21 protein-coding genes are annotated in these 15,811 nt (G+C 71.1%); 6 read left to right on the forward strand and 15 right to left on the reverse strand.

Annotated features, from left to right (window positions below; genetic code table 11):
- Positions 1 to 117: 117 nt before the first annotated feature.
- A complete protein-coding gene (locus ACZ470_RS13770) occupies positions 118 to 1,233 on the reverse strand; it encodes a PP2C family protein-serine/threonine phosphatase (protein ID WP_468427070.1) in 1,116 nt (371 codons plus the stop codon).
- Between the two features lie 61 nt (positions 1,234 to 1,294).
- Entirely contained in the window at positions 1,295 to 2,248 is a 954-nt protein-coding gene (locus ACZ470_RS13775; RefSeq protein ID WP_468427071.1) for an EamA family transporter, read from the reverse strand.
- A 209-nt stretch (positions 2,249 to 2,457) separates the two neighbouring features.
- Here ACZ470_RS13775 and ACZ470_RS13780 point away from each other — a divergent pair, with 209 nt between their 5' ends.
- The gene (locus tag ACZ470_RS13780; protein WP_468427072.1) at positions 2,458 to 3,333 is read left to right on the forward strand and encodes a LysR family transcriptional regulator; all 876 of its coding nucleotides are present in this window, start codon (positions 2,458 to 2,460) and stop codon (positions 3,331 to 3,333) included.
- 95 nt (positions 3,334 to 3,428) lie between these two features.
- The gene (locus tag ACZ470_RS13785; protein WP_468427073.1) at positions 3,429 to 4,076 is read left to right on the forward strand and encodes a dihydrofolate reductase family protein; all 648 of its coding nucleotides are present in this window, start codon (positions 3,429 to 3,431) and stop codon (positions 4,074 to 4,076) included.
- A 4-nt stretch (positions 4,077 to 4,080) separates the two neighbouring features.
- Here the strand turns inward: ACZ470_RS13785 and ACZ470_RS13790 are convergent, their stop codons facing one another.
- Positions 4,081 to 4,641 carry a hypothetical protein gene (locus tag ACZ470_RS13790; protein ID WP_468427074.1) on the reverse strand — a complete coding sequence of 187 codons (561 nt, stop codon included), beginning with the start codon at positions 4,639 to 4,641 and terminating at the stop codon, positions 4,081 to 4,083.
- A 120-nt stretch (positions 4,642 to 4,761) separates the two neighbouring features.
- Here ACZ470_RS13790 and ACZ470_RS13795 point away from each other — a divergent pair, with 120 nt between their 5' ends.
- A complete protein-coding gene (locus ACZ470_RS13795) occupies positions 4,762 to 5,373 on the forward strand; it encodes a TetR/AcrR family transcriptional regulator (protein ID WP_468427075.1) in 612 nt (203 codons plus the stop codon).
- Between the two features lie 7 nt (positions 5,374 to 5,380).
- Here the strand turns inward: ACZ470_RS13795 and ACZ470_RS13800 are convergent, their stop codons facing one another.
- Positions 5,381 to 5,977 carry a class I SAM-dependent methyltransferase gene (locus tag ACZ470_RS13800; protein WP_468427076.1) on the reverse strand — a complete coding sequence of 199 codons (597 nt, stop codon included), beginning with the start codon at positions 5,975 to 5,977 and terminating at the stop codon, positions 5,381 to 5,383.
- A 126-nt stretch (positions 5,978 to 6,103) separates the two neighbouring features.
- Here ACZ470_RS13800 and ACZ470_RS13805 point away from each other — a divergent pair, with 126 nt between their 5' ends.
- Both ACZ470_RS13805 and ACZ470_RS13810 read left to right on the forward strand, forming a co-directional pair.
- On the forward strand, positions 6,104 to 6,715 hold the full coding sequence (locus ACZ470_RS13805; protein ID WP_468427077.1) for a helix-turn-helix domain-containing protein: 612 nt from the start codon (positions 6,104 to 6,106) through the stop codon (positions 6,713 to 6,715).
- A gap of 5 nt (positions 6,716 to 6,720) precedes the next feature.
- Complete coding sequence (locus tag ACZ470_RS13810) at positions 6,721 to 7,476, forward strand: methyltransferase domain-containing protein (protein ID WP_468427078.1); 756 nt, start codon at positions 6,721 to 6,723, stop codon at positions 7,474 to 7,476.
- On the opposite strand, the gene ACZ470_RS13815 is transcribed toward ACZ470_RS13810, so the two are convergent.
- The 10 genes from ACZ470_RS13815 to ACZ470_RS13860 all read right to left on the reverse strand — a co-directional run bounded on the left by ACZ470_RS13815 (position 7,437) and on the right by ACZ470_RS13860 (position 14,740).
- Positions 7,437 to 8,021, reverse strand: coding sequence for a dihydrofolate reductase family protein (locus ACZ470_RS13815; RefSeq protein WP_468427079.1), 585 nt, complete (start codon positions 8,019 to 8,021; stop codon positions 7,437 to 7,439). The two genes, ACZ470_RS13810 and ACZ470_RS13815, sit on opposite strands and share 40 nt — an antisense overlap.
- A 138-nt stretch (positions 8,022 to 8,159) precedes the next feature.
- On the reverse strand, positions 8,160 to 9,098 hold the full coding sequence (locus tag ACZ470_RS13820) for a sigma-70 family RNA polymerase sigma factor (RefSeq protein ID WP_468427080.1): 939 nt from the start codon (positions 9,096 to 9,098) through the stop codon (positions 8,160 to 8,162).
- Between the two features lie 10 nt (positions 9,099 to 9,108).
- Positions 9,109 to 10,299, reverse strand: a complete 1,191-nt coding sequence (locus ACZ470_RS13825; protein ID WP_468427081.1) for an NAD(P)/FAD-dependent oxidoreductase — start codon at positions 10,297 to 10,299, stop codon at positions 9,109 to 9,111.
- 80 nt (positions 10,300 to 10,379) lie between these two features.
- The gene (locus ACZ470_RS13830) at positions 10,380 to 11,120 is read right to left on the reverse strand and encodes a 2-phosphosulfolactate phosphatase (RefSeq protein WP_468427082.1); all 741 of its coding nucleotides are present in this window, start codon (positions 11,118 to 11,120) and stop codon (positions 10,380 to 10,382) included.
- A 13-nt stretch (positions 11,121 to 11,133) separates the two neighbouring features.
- Positions 11,134 to 11,685, reverse strand: a complete 552-nt coding sequence (locus ACZ470_RS13835; protein ID WP_468427083.1) for a GNAT family N-acetyltransferase — start codon at positions 11,683 to 11,685, stop codon at positions 11,134 to 11,136.
- 72 nt (positions 11,686 to 11,757) lie between these two features.
- Positions 11,758 to 12,243, reverse strand: a complete 486-nt coding sequence (locus ACZ470_RS13840) for a universal stress protein (protein ID WP_468427084.1) — start codon at positions 12,241 to 12,243, stop codon at positions 11,758 to 11,760.
- A 66-nt stretch (positions 12,244 to 12,309) separates the two neighbouring features.
- Positions 12,310 to 12,606 (reverse strand): transglycosylase family protein, encoded by a 297-nt coding sequence (locus ACZ470_RS13845; RefSeq protein ID WP_468427085.1) that lies wholly within the window; start codon positions 12,604 to 12,606, stop codon positions 12,310 to 12,312.
- 140 nt (positions 12,607 to 12,746) lie between these two features.
- Entirely contained in the window at positions 12,747 to 13,613 is an 867-nt protein-coding gene (locus tag ACZ470_RS13850) for a universal stress protein (RefSeq protein WP_468427086.1), read from the reverse strand.
- 26 nt (positions 13,614 to 13,639) lie between these two features.
- Entirely contained in the window at positions 13,640 to 13,930 is a 291-nt protein-coding gene (locus tag ACZ470_RS13855) for a hypothetical protein (protein WP_468427087.1), read from the reverse strand.
- 84 nt (positions 13,931 to 14,014) lie between these two features.
- Complete coding sequence (locus ACZ470_RS13860; RefSeq protein WP_468427088.1) at positions 14,015 to 14,740, reverse strand: alpha/beta hydrolase; 726 nt, start codon at positions 14,738 to 14,740, stop codon at positions 14,015 to 14,017.
- Between the two features lie 115 nt (positions 14,741 to 14,855).
- On the opposite strand from ACZ470_RS13860, the gene ACZ470_RS13865 reads away from it, so the two are divergent.
- Positions 14,856 to 15,227 carry a winged helix-turn-helix transcriptional regulator gene (locus ACZ470_RS13865; protein ID WP_468427089.1) on the forward strand — a complete coding sequence of 124 codons (372 nt, stop codon included), beginning with the start codon at positions 14,856 to 14,858 and terminating at the stop codon, positions 15,225 to 15,227.
- On the opposite strand, the gene ACZ470_RS13870 is transcribed toward ACZ470_RS13865, so the two are convergent.
- Positions 15,211 to 15,738 (reverse strand): AAA family ATPase, encoded by a 528-nt coding sequence (locus ACZ470_RS13870; RefSeq protein ID WP_468427090.1) that lies wholly within the window; start codon positions 15,736 to 15,738, stop codon positions 15,211 to 15,213. The two genes, ACZ470_RS13865 and ACZ470_RS13870, sit on opposite strands and share 17 nt — an antisense overlap.
- Positions 15,739 to 15,811: the final 73 nt, after the last annotated feature.

Consider the following 15,811-nt stretch of genomic DNA (forward strand, 5'->3'; position numbering starts at 1 on the left):
ACCCCCCCCCCCCCCCCCCCCCCCCCCCCCCCCCCCCCCCCCCCCCCCCCTCCCCTCTCCCTTTTCCCCCCCCCCCCCCCCCCCCCCCCCCCCCCCCACGCCGGTACGGCGGAGTGGTCAGGCCCGGGGGGTGGCGGGGCGCGCAATGACGATCATGGCGGCGTCGTCGTCCAGGTGACCGCCGACGTAGTGCAGCAGATCGCGCCGGAAGCGGCTGACGAAGGCGTCGCAGTCGTTCTCGGCCCAGCCGGTGATGCGCTCGGCGAGTGGGTAGAAGGTGCCGGTGGAGTCGCGGGCCTCGGTGACGCCGTCCGTGTACAGCAACAACAGATCTCCCGGATCGAACGGGAAGCTGTCGACGTGGTAGTGCGGAGCCGTCAGTTCGGCCAGTCCCAGCGGAGGCGCGGGATGGCGGGCGTCCATCGTCGTCGGCCGGCCGTTGCGCAGGACGACCGGCGGCGGGTGCCCGCAGGAGATCATCTGGACCTGGCCGTCCCGGTCGGGGATGTCCAGGATGGTGGCGGTGATGAACGTTTCTCCGTAGCGGCTCGTCTCCCCCGGCTCCGCCAGTTCCCAGCACACGCTCCGGTCGAGATAGGCCACCAGCTCGCCGAGGCTCGCCTGGCGGTGAGCCGCGACGCGGAACGCTCCGAGCAGCAGGGCGGCGTCGTTGACCGCGGTCATCCCCTTGCCCCGTACGTCGCCGACGATCAGCCGGGTGCCGGAGGTGGTGCGGGCCGCCGCGTACAGATCCCCGCCGATCTGCGCCTCGGCCTCCGCGGCGAGGTAGAGGGAGGCGGCGCGCAGCGGGCCGAGCTGCCTGGGCAGCGGAGGCAGGACCACACGCTGGGCGGCCTCGGACACATGCCGCACCTGCATCAGCTCTTTCGCGCGACGCTCGCGCAGGACACAGAAGACGACGAGGCTCGTTCCGACGAGCAACAGGGCGGCGATCTGCGCCTCGTGGTTGGCCGAGAGCAGCTCGTCGGGATCGCGCAGCACCCCGATGACCGTCTGGGCGAGCACCGCCAGTGCCGCCACCAGTCCCACCGTTCGGGGCCCGCCGAACGACGGCGTGATCGCCGGGGCCGCGACGAGGAGCGGACCCAGGTGGATGTGGGGCGGCGCGAGTACGTCGATCACGGACACCGCGACGATCCACGCGATCGGGATGGCGACCAGCGCCCGGCTCGCTCGATCGGGCCGGCCCACTCCATCGAGACCCTGCGACATGACTCCTCTCTACACCGCGCCCGCCTCACCCGCACCGCCACGTGGTGGGGAGGTCCCGCTGTCAGCCGACGCGTTCCCGTTCGCGAGCGGGTCGGTGGCCGAGGCGCGGGGTGGCGGCGCGGGGTGCGGCCGACGGAGTTCGCTCGGAGTTCTTCTCCGGTGGGCGAAGCTGGCCGAGGAGGATCGCCAGGAAGATGACGCCCACGGCGACGATCTGGAGGGCGGACAGCGTCTGGTCCTTGACGAGGTAACCCAGCAGGGTCGCCACGACCGGGCTGCCCAGCGCGAGGAAGGAGACCGCCACGGCGGGCAGGCGTTCGATGCCCCGGAACCAGACGATGTAACTGAGGACCGCTCCGAGGGTGATGAGGTGGGCGAACCCGACGACGTTGGTGGCGGTGAGACCATCGGGAAGGTCTTCCAGTGCCAGCCAGAACGGCAGCAGGGCCAGGCCGCCCGCGGTGAGCTGCCATCCGGTGAACGTGAGCAGGCTGACGCCGTCGGGCCGGCCCCACCGCTTGGTCAGGGTGATGCCCGAGGCCATGCACAGCGCTCCGCCGACCGCGGCGAGGACTCCCACGAGATCGAGTGACATCGTTCCCTTGACGACCAGCAGCACCACCCCTCCCACACCCATGGCCCAGGCCAGGGCGTGCAGGGCTCTGATCCTTTCGCCCAGGAAGAGGGCCGCCAGGACCACGACGAACATGGGCTGCGCCGACATGATCACGGCGGCGATACCGCCCGGCAGCCGGTAGGCCGCGGTGAAGAGCAGGGCGTTGAAGGCGCCGATGTTCAGAATGCCCAGCAGCAGCGCGCGCCACCACCAGATGCCGGACGGAAGCTGTCGTCCGAGGGCCAGTAGGACCAGGCCGCCGGGCAGGGCCCGCACGGTGGTCGCCAGGAGCGGCCGGTCCGGTGGCAGCAGTTCGGTGGTCACCAGATAGGTGCTGCCCCAGACCGCCGGCGCCAGGCCGGTCAGGGCCGCCGTGAGGGTCGGCTTGGTGGTGGTCATGGTGGTCGCTCGTCCTTTCGGTGTCACGGGCGCACGCAGGCATGCCTCGGCGGGGATACACCCAGGTACGGGAGCAGGGAGAGGGCAGCGGCGGCGCGGGCCGCGGGCCGCGGGCCGCCGGAATGCGATCACCACCAGTGTCGGGCCCGGGGCATCTATGAGTCCAACACATGCTTGTCACGTGATGCATCTCGTATCACGATGGATCGATGGAGCTTCAGCAGATGCGCTACGTGATCGCCGTGGCCGAGACGAACAGCTTCACGAGGGCCGCTCAGCGCTGCCTGGTGGTGCAGTCCGCGCTCAGCCACCAGATCGCGCGCCTGGAGAAGGAACTGGGTGCGAGGCTCTTCGAACGCACCAGTCGTCGGGTCCGGCTGACCGCGGCGGGCGCGGCGTTCCTGCCGGCCGCCCGCCAGTGCCTGGACGCGGCGGAGCGGGCCGCCGCCGAGGTCGCGGCGGCCGTCGGGGAGGTGCGCGGACGTCTCACGCTGGGGCTCATCCCCACGGTCGCCGCCGTGGACGTTCCCACCGTGCTCGGAGAGTTCCACCAGCGGCATCCGAAGGCCCGGATCAGCCTCAGTGTGGGAGCCAGCGACGAACTCGTCGAACAGGTCAAGCAGGGCGAGATCGAGCTGGCCTTCATCGGCATCCCCGCCTCGGCCCGCCCCCGGGGCGTCGTGGCCCGGGAGCTGGGCCGGGAGCGGCTGGTCGCCGTGGTCTCCCCGGATCACCCGCTCGCCCACGAGAGTTCGGTCGACCTGCGTCGGCTTTCCTCGGAGGTGTTCGTGGACCTTCCCGCGAAGACCGCCGGCCGGGCGCAGTCCGATCTGGCCTTCGCCGCCGCCGGTCTCACCCGCGAGATCGCCTTCGAGGTGACCAACGCGGACTACCTGGCGCGTCTGGTCGGTGCGGGCCTGGGCGTGGCCCTGCTCCCGCCCACGTACGTCGAGGGTCTTTCCGGTATGGCCACGATCGAGGTCACGGACGCACCGGCCCGCGCCGAGTACGTGGTCTGGGGCCGGGACGGCCACACCCCGGCGGCCGCCGCGTTCCTGGATCTGCTGGGCATCGAGAAGGAATGAACGCGGGCCGGTCGTGGACGACCGTGCACGACCGATCAGATCGGCCCTCCGGGCCGGTCGTAGTCAACGACACCAGCGCGAAGGGAACACCGCTCATGAAGCTGACGACCGTCACGAACGTCTCCGTCGACGGAGTGACGCAGGGGCATCGACGGATTGACGCGGGGATCCGGGGGCGCGAAGCCGGTGCGCCGGCCGAGGAGGGAAGTGGCGGATTCGATCGCTTCGGTTGGGCTCCGCCACTGCTCGACGACGAGGCTTCGACGTTCATCAGCGAGACCTTCCGGCGCGCCGACGCGTTCCTGTTCGGCCGGCGGACGTACGAGATCTTCGCCGGTTCCTGGGGAGCCGGCATGGATCCGGGAAACCCCGTCGGAGAGGCGTTGAACACGCGGCCCAAGTACGTCGCGTCGACCACGCTCACCGATCCGCGATGGGCGGGCACGGCCGTCCTGTCCGGTGACGTCGAGGGCGCCGTCGAGGAGCTGAGAGCCGAGCCGGGCGGAGAGCTGCAAGTGTGGGGCAGCGGGACCCTGGTCCACTGGCTGCTGGACCATCGGCTGATCGACGAGTTCGTACTGCTCACCTATCCCGTGGTCGTCGGCCAAGGCACACGGCTCTTCCCCGCCACGGGCCCGGACCTGGGACTCGAGCTGGTCGATCTCCGGTCCACCCCGAAGGGTCTGACGATCCAGACCTACCGCACCACCGGCCGCCCGCGGTACGAGACGGCCGCCCCCTAGACGGTCATCCGACGTTTCCGGCGCGGTTCAGACGGAGGGCGGAGACGAGGAAGAAGATGCCTCCGAGGAGGGCGTAGCCGGCCAGACTGCCGAGGGAGGCGTCGTCCTTGCCCGCCTGGGCGAAGAACGACGCGCCGGCGACGGTGGAGATGGCGCCGCTGGCGATCATCGCCCACTGGCCTCCCAGGCGGCGGCGGACGGCACCGACGACGAGCTGGACGAGGCCCGCCGTGACGGCCCAGACGCCCCAGACACGCAGGACCGCCGGGACCCCGGACGTGGCGGCGACGACGAGGGCGATGCCGGTGAGGCCGCTGAGAGCGATGTTCACGTACAGCCCGCGTACCGGACCGCCGTTCGTCCTGGCGGAGCGCACGTCGACGACGGCGCACGCCACGTCGAACAGGGGGTAGATCACCAGGAGGGTCCCGCTCAGCGGGCCCAGCGTGTCGGCCGTCGCGAACAGCAGGCCGGCCCATACGGCGGCGAACGCGAAGCGTACGAAGTAGAGCTTCCGCAGGGCCGTGGGAGCGCTGGTGGGGTGGGTGTCGACGAGGGTGTCCATGTGCGTGCCTTTCAGTGCCGCATGAGGGAGAACGTTCGGTCTACCGAGCATCAAAGAGGACCGCGGCGGTGACTGTCAAGACCGAACGTTCTCCCTCATCGGGTTGGTAGGGTGGGACCCATGAGTCGGGGCACAGAAGGCGGCAGCACGTCCGAGGCACGAGCCAGGCTGCTCGACACGGCGACGAGGATCTTCTACGCGGAGGGAATCCACTCCGTCGGCGTGGACCGGATCATCGCGGAGGCGCAGGTGACCCGGGCCACGCTGTACCGGCACTTCGCCGGCAAGGAAGAACTCGTCCTCGCCTACCTCAACCGGGCCGACCAGGGAATCCGGGCGCAGGTGGCGGCCGCACGCGCGAGCAGCGAGTCGGCCCCCGAGAAGGTCAGGGCGGTCAGCCGGTCCATCGTCGAAGGCATCCGGTCCCCGGGCTTCCGCGGATGCGCCTTCCTCAACGCGGTGGCCGAGTATCCCGACCCCGCCCACCCCATCCACCAAGCCGTGCTGGCCCACCGGCAGTGGTTCCTGGAGACCGTCACCGAGTTGCTGGCAGGGACAGGCCACGAGCCCGCTGACGCGGCCGGTCGGCACCTCGTCATGCTCCGGGACGGCGCCATGGCGGCCGGCTGTCTCTTCGACCCGCGACTGGTCTCCGAGACCTTCCTGCACGGCGTCGAGGGGATCCTCCGGGCGAGCGCCGACGCGACGCCCACGCCGAGCACCACGACATAGAGCCGTGTCAGGGACGGCGTTGTGCTCGCAGGATCGTGTCGTGGGTGTGGTGGGTGCCGGCCGGGGCGGCGGTGGCCCGGGGGCGGGTCTCGTTGACCAGGACGTTCCAGGCGGAGTCGAGGAGTTGGGCGATGTCGTCGGGCTGGTAGTAGTGGGCGGGATCGAAGTCCTCGCGCTGGGTGAGATCCGCGGGGGCGTGGGTGGCGAAGAGCAGGGTGCCGCCGGGTGCGACGGCGTTCAGCAGGCCGCGCAGCGCCGCGTGGCCCGGCCGGCGCCGGAGCGGGAAGTACTGGACGGACACGAGGTCGAAGGCGCCGGCGGGCGGCGGTGTGGTGGTGATGTCGGCCCGTGCCCACGCGACGCGGCCCTCGATGCCGGTGGCAGCGGCGGCGGCACGTTGCAAGGCGACTCGGGAGACGTCGACCGCGGTGACCTGCCAGCCGCGCCCGGCGAGCCAGAGCGCGTCGGCGCCCTCACCGCACCCGACGTCGAGCGCCTGGCCCGGCGGCAGACCGGTGACCTCCGTGACGAGTACGGGGTTGGGGTTGCCGCCGAATATCCGGTCGCGACCGCGATACATCTCGTCCCAGTGCTCGGCGTCCATGATGCCCGGTCCTCTCTCTGGTGACTCGGTCGCGGTCGGCGACCGCGTCCGGCGCCAAGGTGCACCCACGTTGGCGATCGGGCAAAGTTCTTTGCGGAAAACGCAAAGCGTGGGCACAGTGGACGTATGAGCGACGACTTCGACGCGGTGCTGGCCGCGGTCGGCCCCCGGCTGCGTGAGATGCGCCGTCGCCGCGGCGCCACACTGACCGCGCTTTCGGAGACCACCGGCATCCCGGTCAGCACCCTGTCCCGGCTGGAGTCCGGGCACCGCAAACCGGGTCTGGAAGTCCTGCTGCCCCTGGCCAGGGCCTACCAGGTACCGATCGACGAGATCATCGGCGCCCCGGCCGATCTGGACCCCCGGGTGTATCCGCAACCGTTCACCCGCAACGGCATGACCGTCGTGCCGCTGACACGCAAACCCGGCGGACTCCAGGCGTTCAAGCACATCCTGCCCGCCGGTCTGACCGACGGCCGCGAACCCGATCCCCGGTCGCACGAGGGCTACCACTGGCTGTACGTCCTCAACGGCCGCCTGCGCGTCGTGCTCGGCGACAAGGACTTCGTCCTCACGGAGGGCGAGGTCGCCGAATTCGACACCCACCTCCCCCACTGGTTCGGCAACGCCGACGACCGATCGGTGGAATTCCTCAGCATCCTCGGACCGCAAGGCGAACGCGTCCACATCAAGGCCCGATTCCGCCCGGACGCGGCCCCGTCCGAGCGGCCACACTGACCGCCATGGCCACCTACGACACGCTCGGTGCGACGTACGCCCGGACACGACAGCCCGATCCACGGATCGCCGCGCAGATCCACGCGGCACTCGGCGATGCCTCGGACGTGATCAACGTCGGAGCGGGCGCTGGTTCCTACGAGCCGCCACGGACGGTCCTCGCCGTGGAACCCAGCCAGGTCATGATCGCCCAGCGACCGCCGGGAGCGGCGCCGGCCGTGCGGGCGGTGGCGGAACACCTCCCGCTCCCCGTCGACGCCGCCGATGCCGTCATGGCGCTGCTGACCATCCACCACTGGGCCGACCCGGCGGCCGGAATCGCGGAACTGCGCAGGGTCGCCCGCCGCCGCATCGTCATCCTGACGTGGGATCAGCGCGTCTTCCGCGAGCGGTTCTGGCTGGTACGCGACTATCTCCCGGAGGCCGCCGCTTTCGACGACACCCGCGCCATCCCGACCGACCGGCTGATCGACCTGCTCGGGGGAGGTCGCCAGGAGCCGGTCCGCATCCCCCACGACTGCGTCGACGGCTTCGCCGCGGCCTACTGGCGCCGCCCGCACTCCTACCTCGACCCGCGGGTGCGCGCCGGCATCTCCATGCTGGCCCAGACCGGTGACGACGCACTCGCGCCGGGGCTGACCCGACTCGGCGCCGACCTGGCGACGGGCCGCTGGCATTCCCGGTACGCCGACCTGTCGGCGCTGGACACCATCGACGTCGGTTACCGGCTCGTCGTCTCCGAGCCCCGATCCACGCGGTAGCTGAGGTAGACGACTTTTGAGCCGAAGGTGCGGGTCTCGACGAGTTCGAGGTCCACCCGGCGCTCGCGCCGGGGGAAGAACGGAATGCCGCCGCCGACCAGCACCGGGTAGACCATGGCCCGGTACTCGTCGATCAGGTCCAACGAGGCCGCCTCGGCGGCGAGGGTCGCGCCGCCGATCGCGATCTCGCCCTCCCCCGGCTCGGCTCGCAACCGCTCGATCTCCTCCGCGAGGCCGCCGGAGGCCAGCCGGGCATTGCCCCGCACCGTCGACAGCGTGGTGGAGAACACCACCTTCGGGAGCGGATTCCAGAGCGCGGTCCACTCGCGCTCCGCGTCGTCGAGCGATGAGTCCTGGTCGGCGGTCTCCCAGTACAGCATCGTCTCGTACAGCCGTCGGCCCAACAGGTGGACGTCGACCTGTCGAATCTCGTCGATCCAGAAGCGGAAGACGTCCTTCTGGGGCCCGCTCCAGTCGAAGTCGCCGTCCGGCCCGACGATGTAGCCGTCGAGTGAGACGTTCATCGAATAGGTCACGTTGCGCATCGGGGGTCCTCCTCGGTCGTGGGCTCGACAGTACGACCGCCGGACACGGCAGGACTCATCGCGACGCGCGAGAACCCCTCGGATGTCCCCTCCCCCGGTACGCGGCCGAGGGGCGACGGACCGCGTGGCCTCGTCCGGTCACCACGTGCTGATGACCGGCGCGTCGGGTTCGTGCTGCCGCCAGGCCTCGTTGAGGCGCGAGAGCCGGGCTGCGGCGGCGACGCCGGTCAGGAAGGAGACCCTGTCCTCGCTCACCTCGAACGCGACGACACCCACGACCCGGTCGTCGACCACGGCGAGGACGGCCGGGCAGCCGTTGACCCGCGCGATGTGCATCGTGGGCGAGCCGCCCGCCATCCTCCGCTTCGCCGGCGTGGGCTTGAAGCCTGCCCGCACGTAGGAGGCGACCCGCTCGCGCGTCCTGGCCCACAGGAGCCGCTTGCCCAGTCCGGCGCCGTCCGAGACCGCCTTCACGTCGTGGGTGAGCAGCGCCACCAGCCGTTCGGTGCGCCCCGTCGTGGCGGCGGCCAGGAACTCCTCGACGACCCGGCGCGCGGACTCGGGGTCGGCCTCGCCTCCGCGGCGGCGCTCGGCGGCCACCCGGATCCGGGCCCGGTGGGCATGCTGCTGGCTCGCGGACTCGGTGATGTCGAGGATCCCGGCGATCTCCGCGTGGCTGTACGAGAAGGCCTCACGCAGGACATAGACGGCCCGCTCGACCGGGGAGAGGCGCTCCATGAGGGTCAGTACGGCCAGGGACACCGACTCCCGCTGCTCGTAGGTGTCGGCGGGGCCGAGCATCGGGTCGCCGTCGAGGAGCGGCTCGGGCATCCAGGCGCCGGCCGCGCGCTCGTGGCGCGCCTGCGCCGAACGGAGCCGGTCGAGGCAGAGATTGGTGACGACCTTGGTCAGCCACGCTTCCGGTACCTCGACCCGTTCGCGGTCGGCTGCCTGCCAGCGCAGGAACGTGTCCTGCACGGCGTCTTCGGCGTCGGCGGCCGAACCGAGCAGGCGGTACGCGAGCGAGGCCAGCCGGCCCCGGCTGGCCTCGAACCGATCGATGGCTGCGCTGTCCATGCGGATCAGCTTATGCGGCGACCCTCGCCCCGACCTGGGCGGGCGCGGTGGCCAGGCGGCGCCTGCGCTTCGGCATGCCGAAGGTCGGGTAGGCGATGCCCCAGCCGGCCCCCTTGAGCACGCCCGCCTTGAGCCGTGCGGCGGTCCGGCCGCCCAGGTACCAGGACTTCGACCGGGCCTCCTCGTCCACCATTTGGAAGATGGCGTCCCGCCGTCCGAGGCTGATGTGGTTGCCGTAGTACTTCAGCCCGGTCGTCGGGACCTTGCCGCCCGTCAGCCGCGCGATGATCGCGGCGGTCGCCTGCATGTTGGTGAAGCCGGCCGAGGCGCAGGACATCGGCAGCGGCCGGCCGTTCTCGCCGATCGCGTACACCGAGTCACCGGCGGCGTAGACGTCCGGGTGCGAGACCGAGCGCATGGTGCGGTCGACGACGATCTGGCCGGTCTCGGCGACCTCCAGTCCGGCGGCGGCCGCGATGGGGTGCACGGCGAACCCGGCCGACCACACGGTCACCTCGGCCGGGATGGACCTGCCGTCGGCGGCGATCGCCCGTGTCGGCTCGACGGCTTCGATGGCGGTGTGCTCGTGGACGGTGATGCCGAGCCGGTCGAAGGCCTGGCGCAGGTGGCTGCGGGCCTTCGGGGACAGCCAGGCGCCCAGCTCCCCGCGGGCGGCGAGCGCGACCGAGAGGTCGGGCCGGGACTCGGCGAACTCGGTCGCGGTCTCGATGCCGGTCAGCCCCTCACCGACGACCAGTACGGTGCCGCCCGCGCCCAGATCGGCCAGGCGCTCGCGCAGACGCAGCGCCGAGGACCAGCCGGTCACGTCGAAGGCGTACTCGGCCACGCCGGGGACGCCGTGGTCGGCGACGGAGCTGCCGAGCGCGTAGAGGAGTGTGTCGTAGGCGAGCGCGTCGTCACCGTCATCGCCGGTGACGGCGACGGTCCTGTGCTCGGGGTCGAGCCCGGTGACGCGCGCCAGGCGCAGCCGCACCCCGGTGCCCGCGAACACGTCGGCGAGCCGACGGGCCGTGAAGTCCTGGCCGACCGCGACCTGGTGGAGCCGCATCCTCTCGACGAAGTCGGGCGCGGCGTTGACGACGGTGATCTCGGTGTCGGCCGGTGAGAGCCGACGGGCCAGGTTCCCCGCGGCGAAGGCTCCGGCATATCCGGCCCCGAGTACGACGATGCGGTGCTTCATGACGCTGCTCCTGTCTCGTTCGCGTGCCCCTTGAACGAGACCGCCGCCCGATTGCTGACAGGAACCGGATGTGACGCCGGTCACCCAACCCGAGAGGCGCGCCCGAGCCCTCGACGGGCGCCCGGGCCTGCCGGGCCTTCGGGTGAAGGCCCGGCGCACGGGCGCAGCACCATCAGCGAGTCCTCCGGGGCCGCCACCATGGCAAAGGGGAACCGGTCGAGTTCGAGGCAGAGTGCGACGTCGTCAGGGTGGACGCCTTGACGCACACCCTCCGCCAGTTCGGCGGCGGCACGCGACTCGCCGGCGCGGCGGAGGAACTCGGCGGCGTCCGTCCCGGCCCCGGTGGCCCTGCGCGCGATGTACTGGGCGCACGCCAGATCTTCGTCGGCCCGCCCGTCCTCGCCGGTGACCACGAACGTGACCCGGTCGCACCCGTCCGTCCGCAGGAGCCGGGCCGTCGCCTCCGCCACCACGAAGCTCGCGCACAGCACCAGCGACGCCTCCTTGACCGCGAGGGCGCCGACCGTTCCCGCCGTGGTCTTCTGCACGACGGTCCGTCCGCCGAGGTCGACGGACCGCAGCAGTCCCGGCGAGTTGACGGCGTCGAACCCGGGCGCGGGCGGACCGTCCTTGAGCGCCACCCAGTCCGGGTGGCGGGCCTTGAGTGCCAGGGCGTCGTCCAGTGACTCGGCGAGAACGATCCTTTCCGCCCCCTGGGCGAAGGCCCAGGCAGCCACCGTGAAGGCGCGCATGACGTCGACCACGACCGCCACGGGCGGGGTCTCGACCAGCTCGGCGATGCCGAGGAAACGAGCGTCCATCCGGTCGTGATCGCTACTGCTCAACGGTCCGCCGCCTGCCGCGAGGGAGTCGGTACACCACGCTCGGACGCAGCGGTCCGGGCGGCACGGTCGGGTCGTCGAAGTCCTCGGCCCGATCACGGGTCATGCCGATGCGACGCATCACAGCCTGGGACCGGAGATTGGTGGCCGCCGTGACCGCGAGGATCTCGGGCAACTCCAGGGACGTGAAACCGAAGTCCACCGCTGCCCGGGCCGCCTCGGTCGCATAGCCGTGTCCCCAGGCCGAGCGGGCCAGGCGCCAGCCTGCCTCCACTCCCGTGAACGGCATGCCGTCCTCCACCGGATCCAAGCCGGTGAACCCGATGAACTCACCGGTGGCGATCACCTCGACCGCCCACCAGCCCCAGCCCCGCTGGTCCATGTCCGCCTGGAAGCGGGCCACGGACGCGTCGCTCTGCTCGCGGGTGAGTACCCCTGGAAAGTACTCGCGGACTTCCGGATCGGCGTTCATCGCCGCCCAGGGGGCGAGGTCGGTCTCCCGCCACCCACGCAGCACAAGGCGCTCGGTTCTCAGCTCGGACATCCCGTCAACGTAACGTGATCGGGTCCACGGAGCGATCCAATAACGCCCCGTCGGCCGGCCGACCGGCTGCCCTCACACCTCACTCTCGTCCCGGCCGTCGGGTCCACTCTCCGCGCGGACCACGACGACCGGACAGGCAGCGTGCTGAGCACAGTGCTGGGCGACGGATCCCAGCAGCAGCCCCGCGAACCCTCCGAGACCGCGGCTGCCGACGACGAGCAGGGACGCGTCGCGGGCCGCGCGGAGCAGCACGCTCGCGGGCGTTCCGTAGTGCACTTCGGCGCTCACCCGTGCGGGCGGGCGTGCTCCCACGGTCTGTTCAACGGATTCTTCGAGTTGTTCCCGTGCCCGGGCTTCCATGGCCGCCTCATCACCGCTCGACGGCGGCAGCCAGCCGAGCGCGCCGTGGTAGGACGGGAAGTCCCAGGCGGTCAGCGCCTTCACCGCACCACCGGTGAGTCGTGCCTGACGCACCGCCCAGCGAAGCGCCTGCTTGGACGACTCCGAGCCGTCCACTCCGACCACGATGCGGTCCGCTTCCTCGCTCCGGTCAGCCATGTCCCTCCTCGACTCGGCGTCTGGACGCGGTCCGCGTCCACTTCCCCGCGACCTCGCGGGGACGGGTCAGGCGCAGGACCAGGCGGACATTCCCTGGATCCGGGCGAGCCGCTCGGCCACGGCGATCTGCTCCTCGCGGGTCGCGAGGTCCGCGCGAGGGGCGTACTTGAGTCCGCCGGCCGCCTCCCAGCTCGACTGTGTGAACTGGAGGCCGCCGTAGTGGCCGTTGCCGGTGTTCGTCTTCCAGTTGCCCCCGGATTCGCATGCCGCGATGGCGTCCCAGTCGGTCGCCCGGGGGGCCGACTGGGACGCCATCGCTTCGGCTGTCGTGCCCAGGGCGGTCGCGGCGATCAGGACGATCATGGCGACTCGGATGCCACTCCTGCGCGCGCCGCACACGTTGTCTATAGGGGCATTTCTCCTAGAGATCATATAAAACTGTTACATCATGTGACTGCTCGGTGACACATCGATGACCGTCCCCTTGGCCCGGACGGGGTATCTCATCGGGTGGGGACGACGGCCATGGGCGCGTCGGCGAAGTGGAGGGTCGCGTGGGCGACGTGTCCGACATAGCGGCTGCCCGGTTCGGTACGGCGACCGACGACGAGGAGCTGGGCCGAGGCGGCGAGGGTCACCAGCATTTCCGAGGCCGGCCCCGGTTCGACCTGTTCCACCACGGTCACCTCGGGATGGCGCTGCCGCCACGGCGCCAGGAGGGCGGCCAGGTCGTGCCGGTACATCGCCTCCAGCCCACCGTGCTCGTCCGAGCGGCGCAGCAGCCCGGGTCGGTAGGTGAGCACCGTGGGCAGGCTCCAGGCACGCGCGGCACGCAGCGGCGCGTCGCGCGCGGCGGCGGCCCGGAAGGCGAAGTCCAGGACCGCTTCGGCCTCGGCCTCCTGTCCGGGGACGCCTGCCACGATCTCACCGTCCCGCGGTGGGCGGCCTGCCGTGCCGCCTCGGATCATGACCACGGGGCAGGTGGCCCGGCTCAGTACGCGCAGTCCCACCGATCCGAGGAGGAAACCGGCCACCGGACCCGGCCGCCGGGATCCCAGCACGATCATCTGCGCCCGTCGGCCGCGCTCGGCGAGCAGTTCCGCCTCCGGTTGCACCACGAACTCGGCGTCGACCTCGACGTCGTCGTAGCGCTCCCGCACCCATGCCAGCGCATCGTCGACGAGTTGCCTGGCCGCGTCGTGCACGCGGGAGGTGTCGCCGGTGAGCAGCCGGTGTGCTCCCGACGGCGGCGCGTACCCGTAGAGCAGTGTCAGCGGCGCCCCGCGCCGTCGTGCCTCCTCCGCCGCCCAGCCCGCCGCGACCAGGCTGTCGGGAGTGCCGTCGACCCCGGCGATGACGGGCTGCTGCACGACGCGGCTCCTTGGGTGAGGGGCGGCTACACCTGGTCGGGTTCCAGGGCGAAGAAGACGACCGAGGACTCGGCGGCGCCGACCTCTTCGTTCACGGAGGCGACGATGCGCCGGTAGACCTCCTGGCGTGTCTGCCCCGACTCGATCTGGACGGTGCCCTCGACGGTGCGCAGGGCCGGTGTTCCGGCGACCTCCCACCGCAACGTGATGATCCAGTGATAGACGGTGGGCGGATACATCGGTGGCTCCTCGCCATGGGATCGGCGGTCGACGGCGACCTGGGCGCGCGGCAGGGCGGCGACACCGTCGTCGCGCACATCAACTCAGGCGACATTAACAGCGCAATACCGCCTTGACGGACTTTTCGGAGCCACCGGAGTGAGGTGCGTGTCCGGCTCGGCCTAGGCGAGCTTGAGCAGCAGTTCGCTGAGCTCGCCCGGCATGGTGATCATGCAGTCGTGGCCCGTCGGCAGTTCCCAGACCTGCGCCGGGGTGTTGTTGGGCTGGATCGGGGGGACGGGGCGACGGGTGACGCCCGCCGGCATCGCGCCGACATTGTGGATGTGCGTGCGCGGGATCGCGTTCACGCCCGGGTTGTCCAGCCGCACCGGCTGTTGCAGACAGCGCACCGGCTGGTCCGAGAGCATCCCGCGCAGCCAGGCGACGTCCGCCGGGTCCGTGACGCCGAACAGGCCGAAGGGCGCGGGCTGCTCGGGCATCGGTGGCACGCGCCAGCCGCTCTCCGACTTCTCGGCGAGCTCGATCAGCCGCCGCGTCACGGGCTGGACGTCGACCGCGGACTCGCCGTCCTCCGGGACCATCGCGTCGAGGTAGACGAGGTGCGCGATGCGTTCCGGAATGCGGTTGGCCGCGGAGGAGATCACCAGCCCGGCGTAGCTGTGGCCGACGAGTACGACGTCACTGAGGTCCTCCTCGGTGATCAGCCCGACCACGTCCTCGACGTGCGTATCGAGCCCCACCTCGGGACCGAGGAGGTGCGCCTTGTCTCCGTAGCCGGTCAGGGAGGGCGCGAACACCCGGTGCCCGGCGGACTCCAGCAGCGGCACCACCCGCTCCCAGCACTGTCCGCTGTGCCAAGCACCGTGCACCAGCAGGAATGTGGCCATGTCGTTGGTTACCTTTCGTGCCTCGGTACTGTTTGAGTACTGTCAGCATGCTGGTGCAGTCACCATGCGCAGGCAATAAGGCACTTTTCGGTGCCCCGGTTCCCGGGAGGTAACCATGGACGCGGCAGCAGGGCCCAGCGACGCGTGCCGGACCCGCGTGGTGCTCGACATCGTCGGGGACAAGTGGTCGCTGCTGGTCGTACGCAACCTCAGGAACGGGCCGCGCCGATTCACCGAGCTCAAGAGGGCCATCGACGGCATCAGCCAGCGCATGCTCACCGTGACGCTGCGCAGCCTCGAGCGTGACGGGATCCTGACCCGTACCGTCCACGAAGTGATGCCGCCGCACGTCAGCTACGAGCTCACCGAGATGGGCATCACCCTGCGCGAGGCCACCGCGCCCCTGCTCGACTGGAGCATCGCGCACCTCGGCCGGATCGACGATGCCCGCGCCGCCTACGACGCGAGGGTCACGCTTCGGCCTTGACGGCTTCCGCGATCTCCAGGGCGGCCTCGGCGGGCGTGAGGTGTGTGGTGTCGACGACCCGGGCCTCGCGGTGCAGCCAGGTGCGGGCGGCCTCGGCGTAGGGCTCGAGGTGGGCGAGACGGAACGACGAGGGGCCGAGGACGGTGTCCCCCTCGATGCGCCCCCGGAGGGTGTCCTGGTCGGCGTGGAGTACGAAGTGCCGTACGGGAATGTCGTGTTGGGCGAGCCCCGCGCTGATCTCCCGCCAGTACTGCTCGACCAGGACGGTCATCGGCATCACGAGGGTTCCGCCCGTGTAGTCGAGCACGCGGCGGGCCGTCTCGACGACGAGTTGCCGCCACGGCGGCCAGTGCTGGAAGTTGTCCGTCCCGGGCAACCCGGGCGTGATGTCCATGAGCGTCTCGCCGACCTTCTCGGCATCGAGCACCCGTGAGTCCGGGAGGAGTCGCTGCACGAGCGGCCCGGTCGTCGTCTTGCCCGCGCCGTGCGTTCCGTTGAGCCATACGATCATGGAGCCGACGCTAATGGGGCCGGACCGTGCGCCGGCGCCGATCACGTCACAACACGGGCACAGCCGAGTGGCC

It is taken from the genome of Streptomyces sp. NPDC031111 (assembly GCF_055570675.1).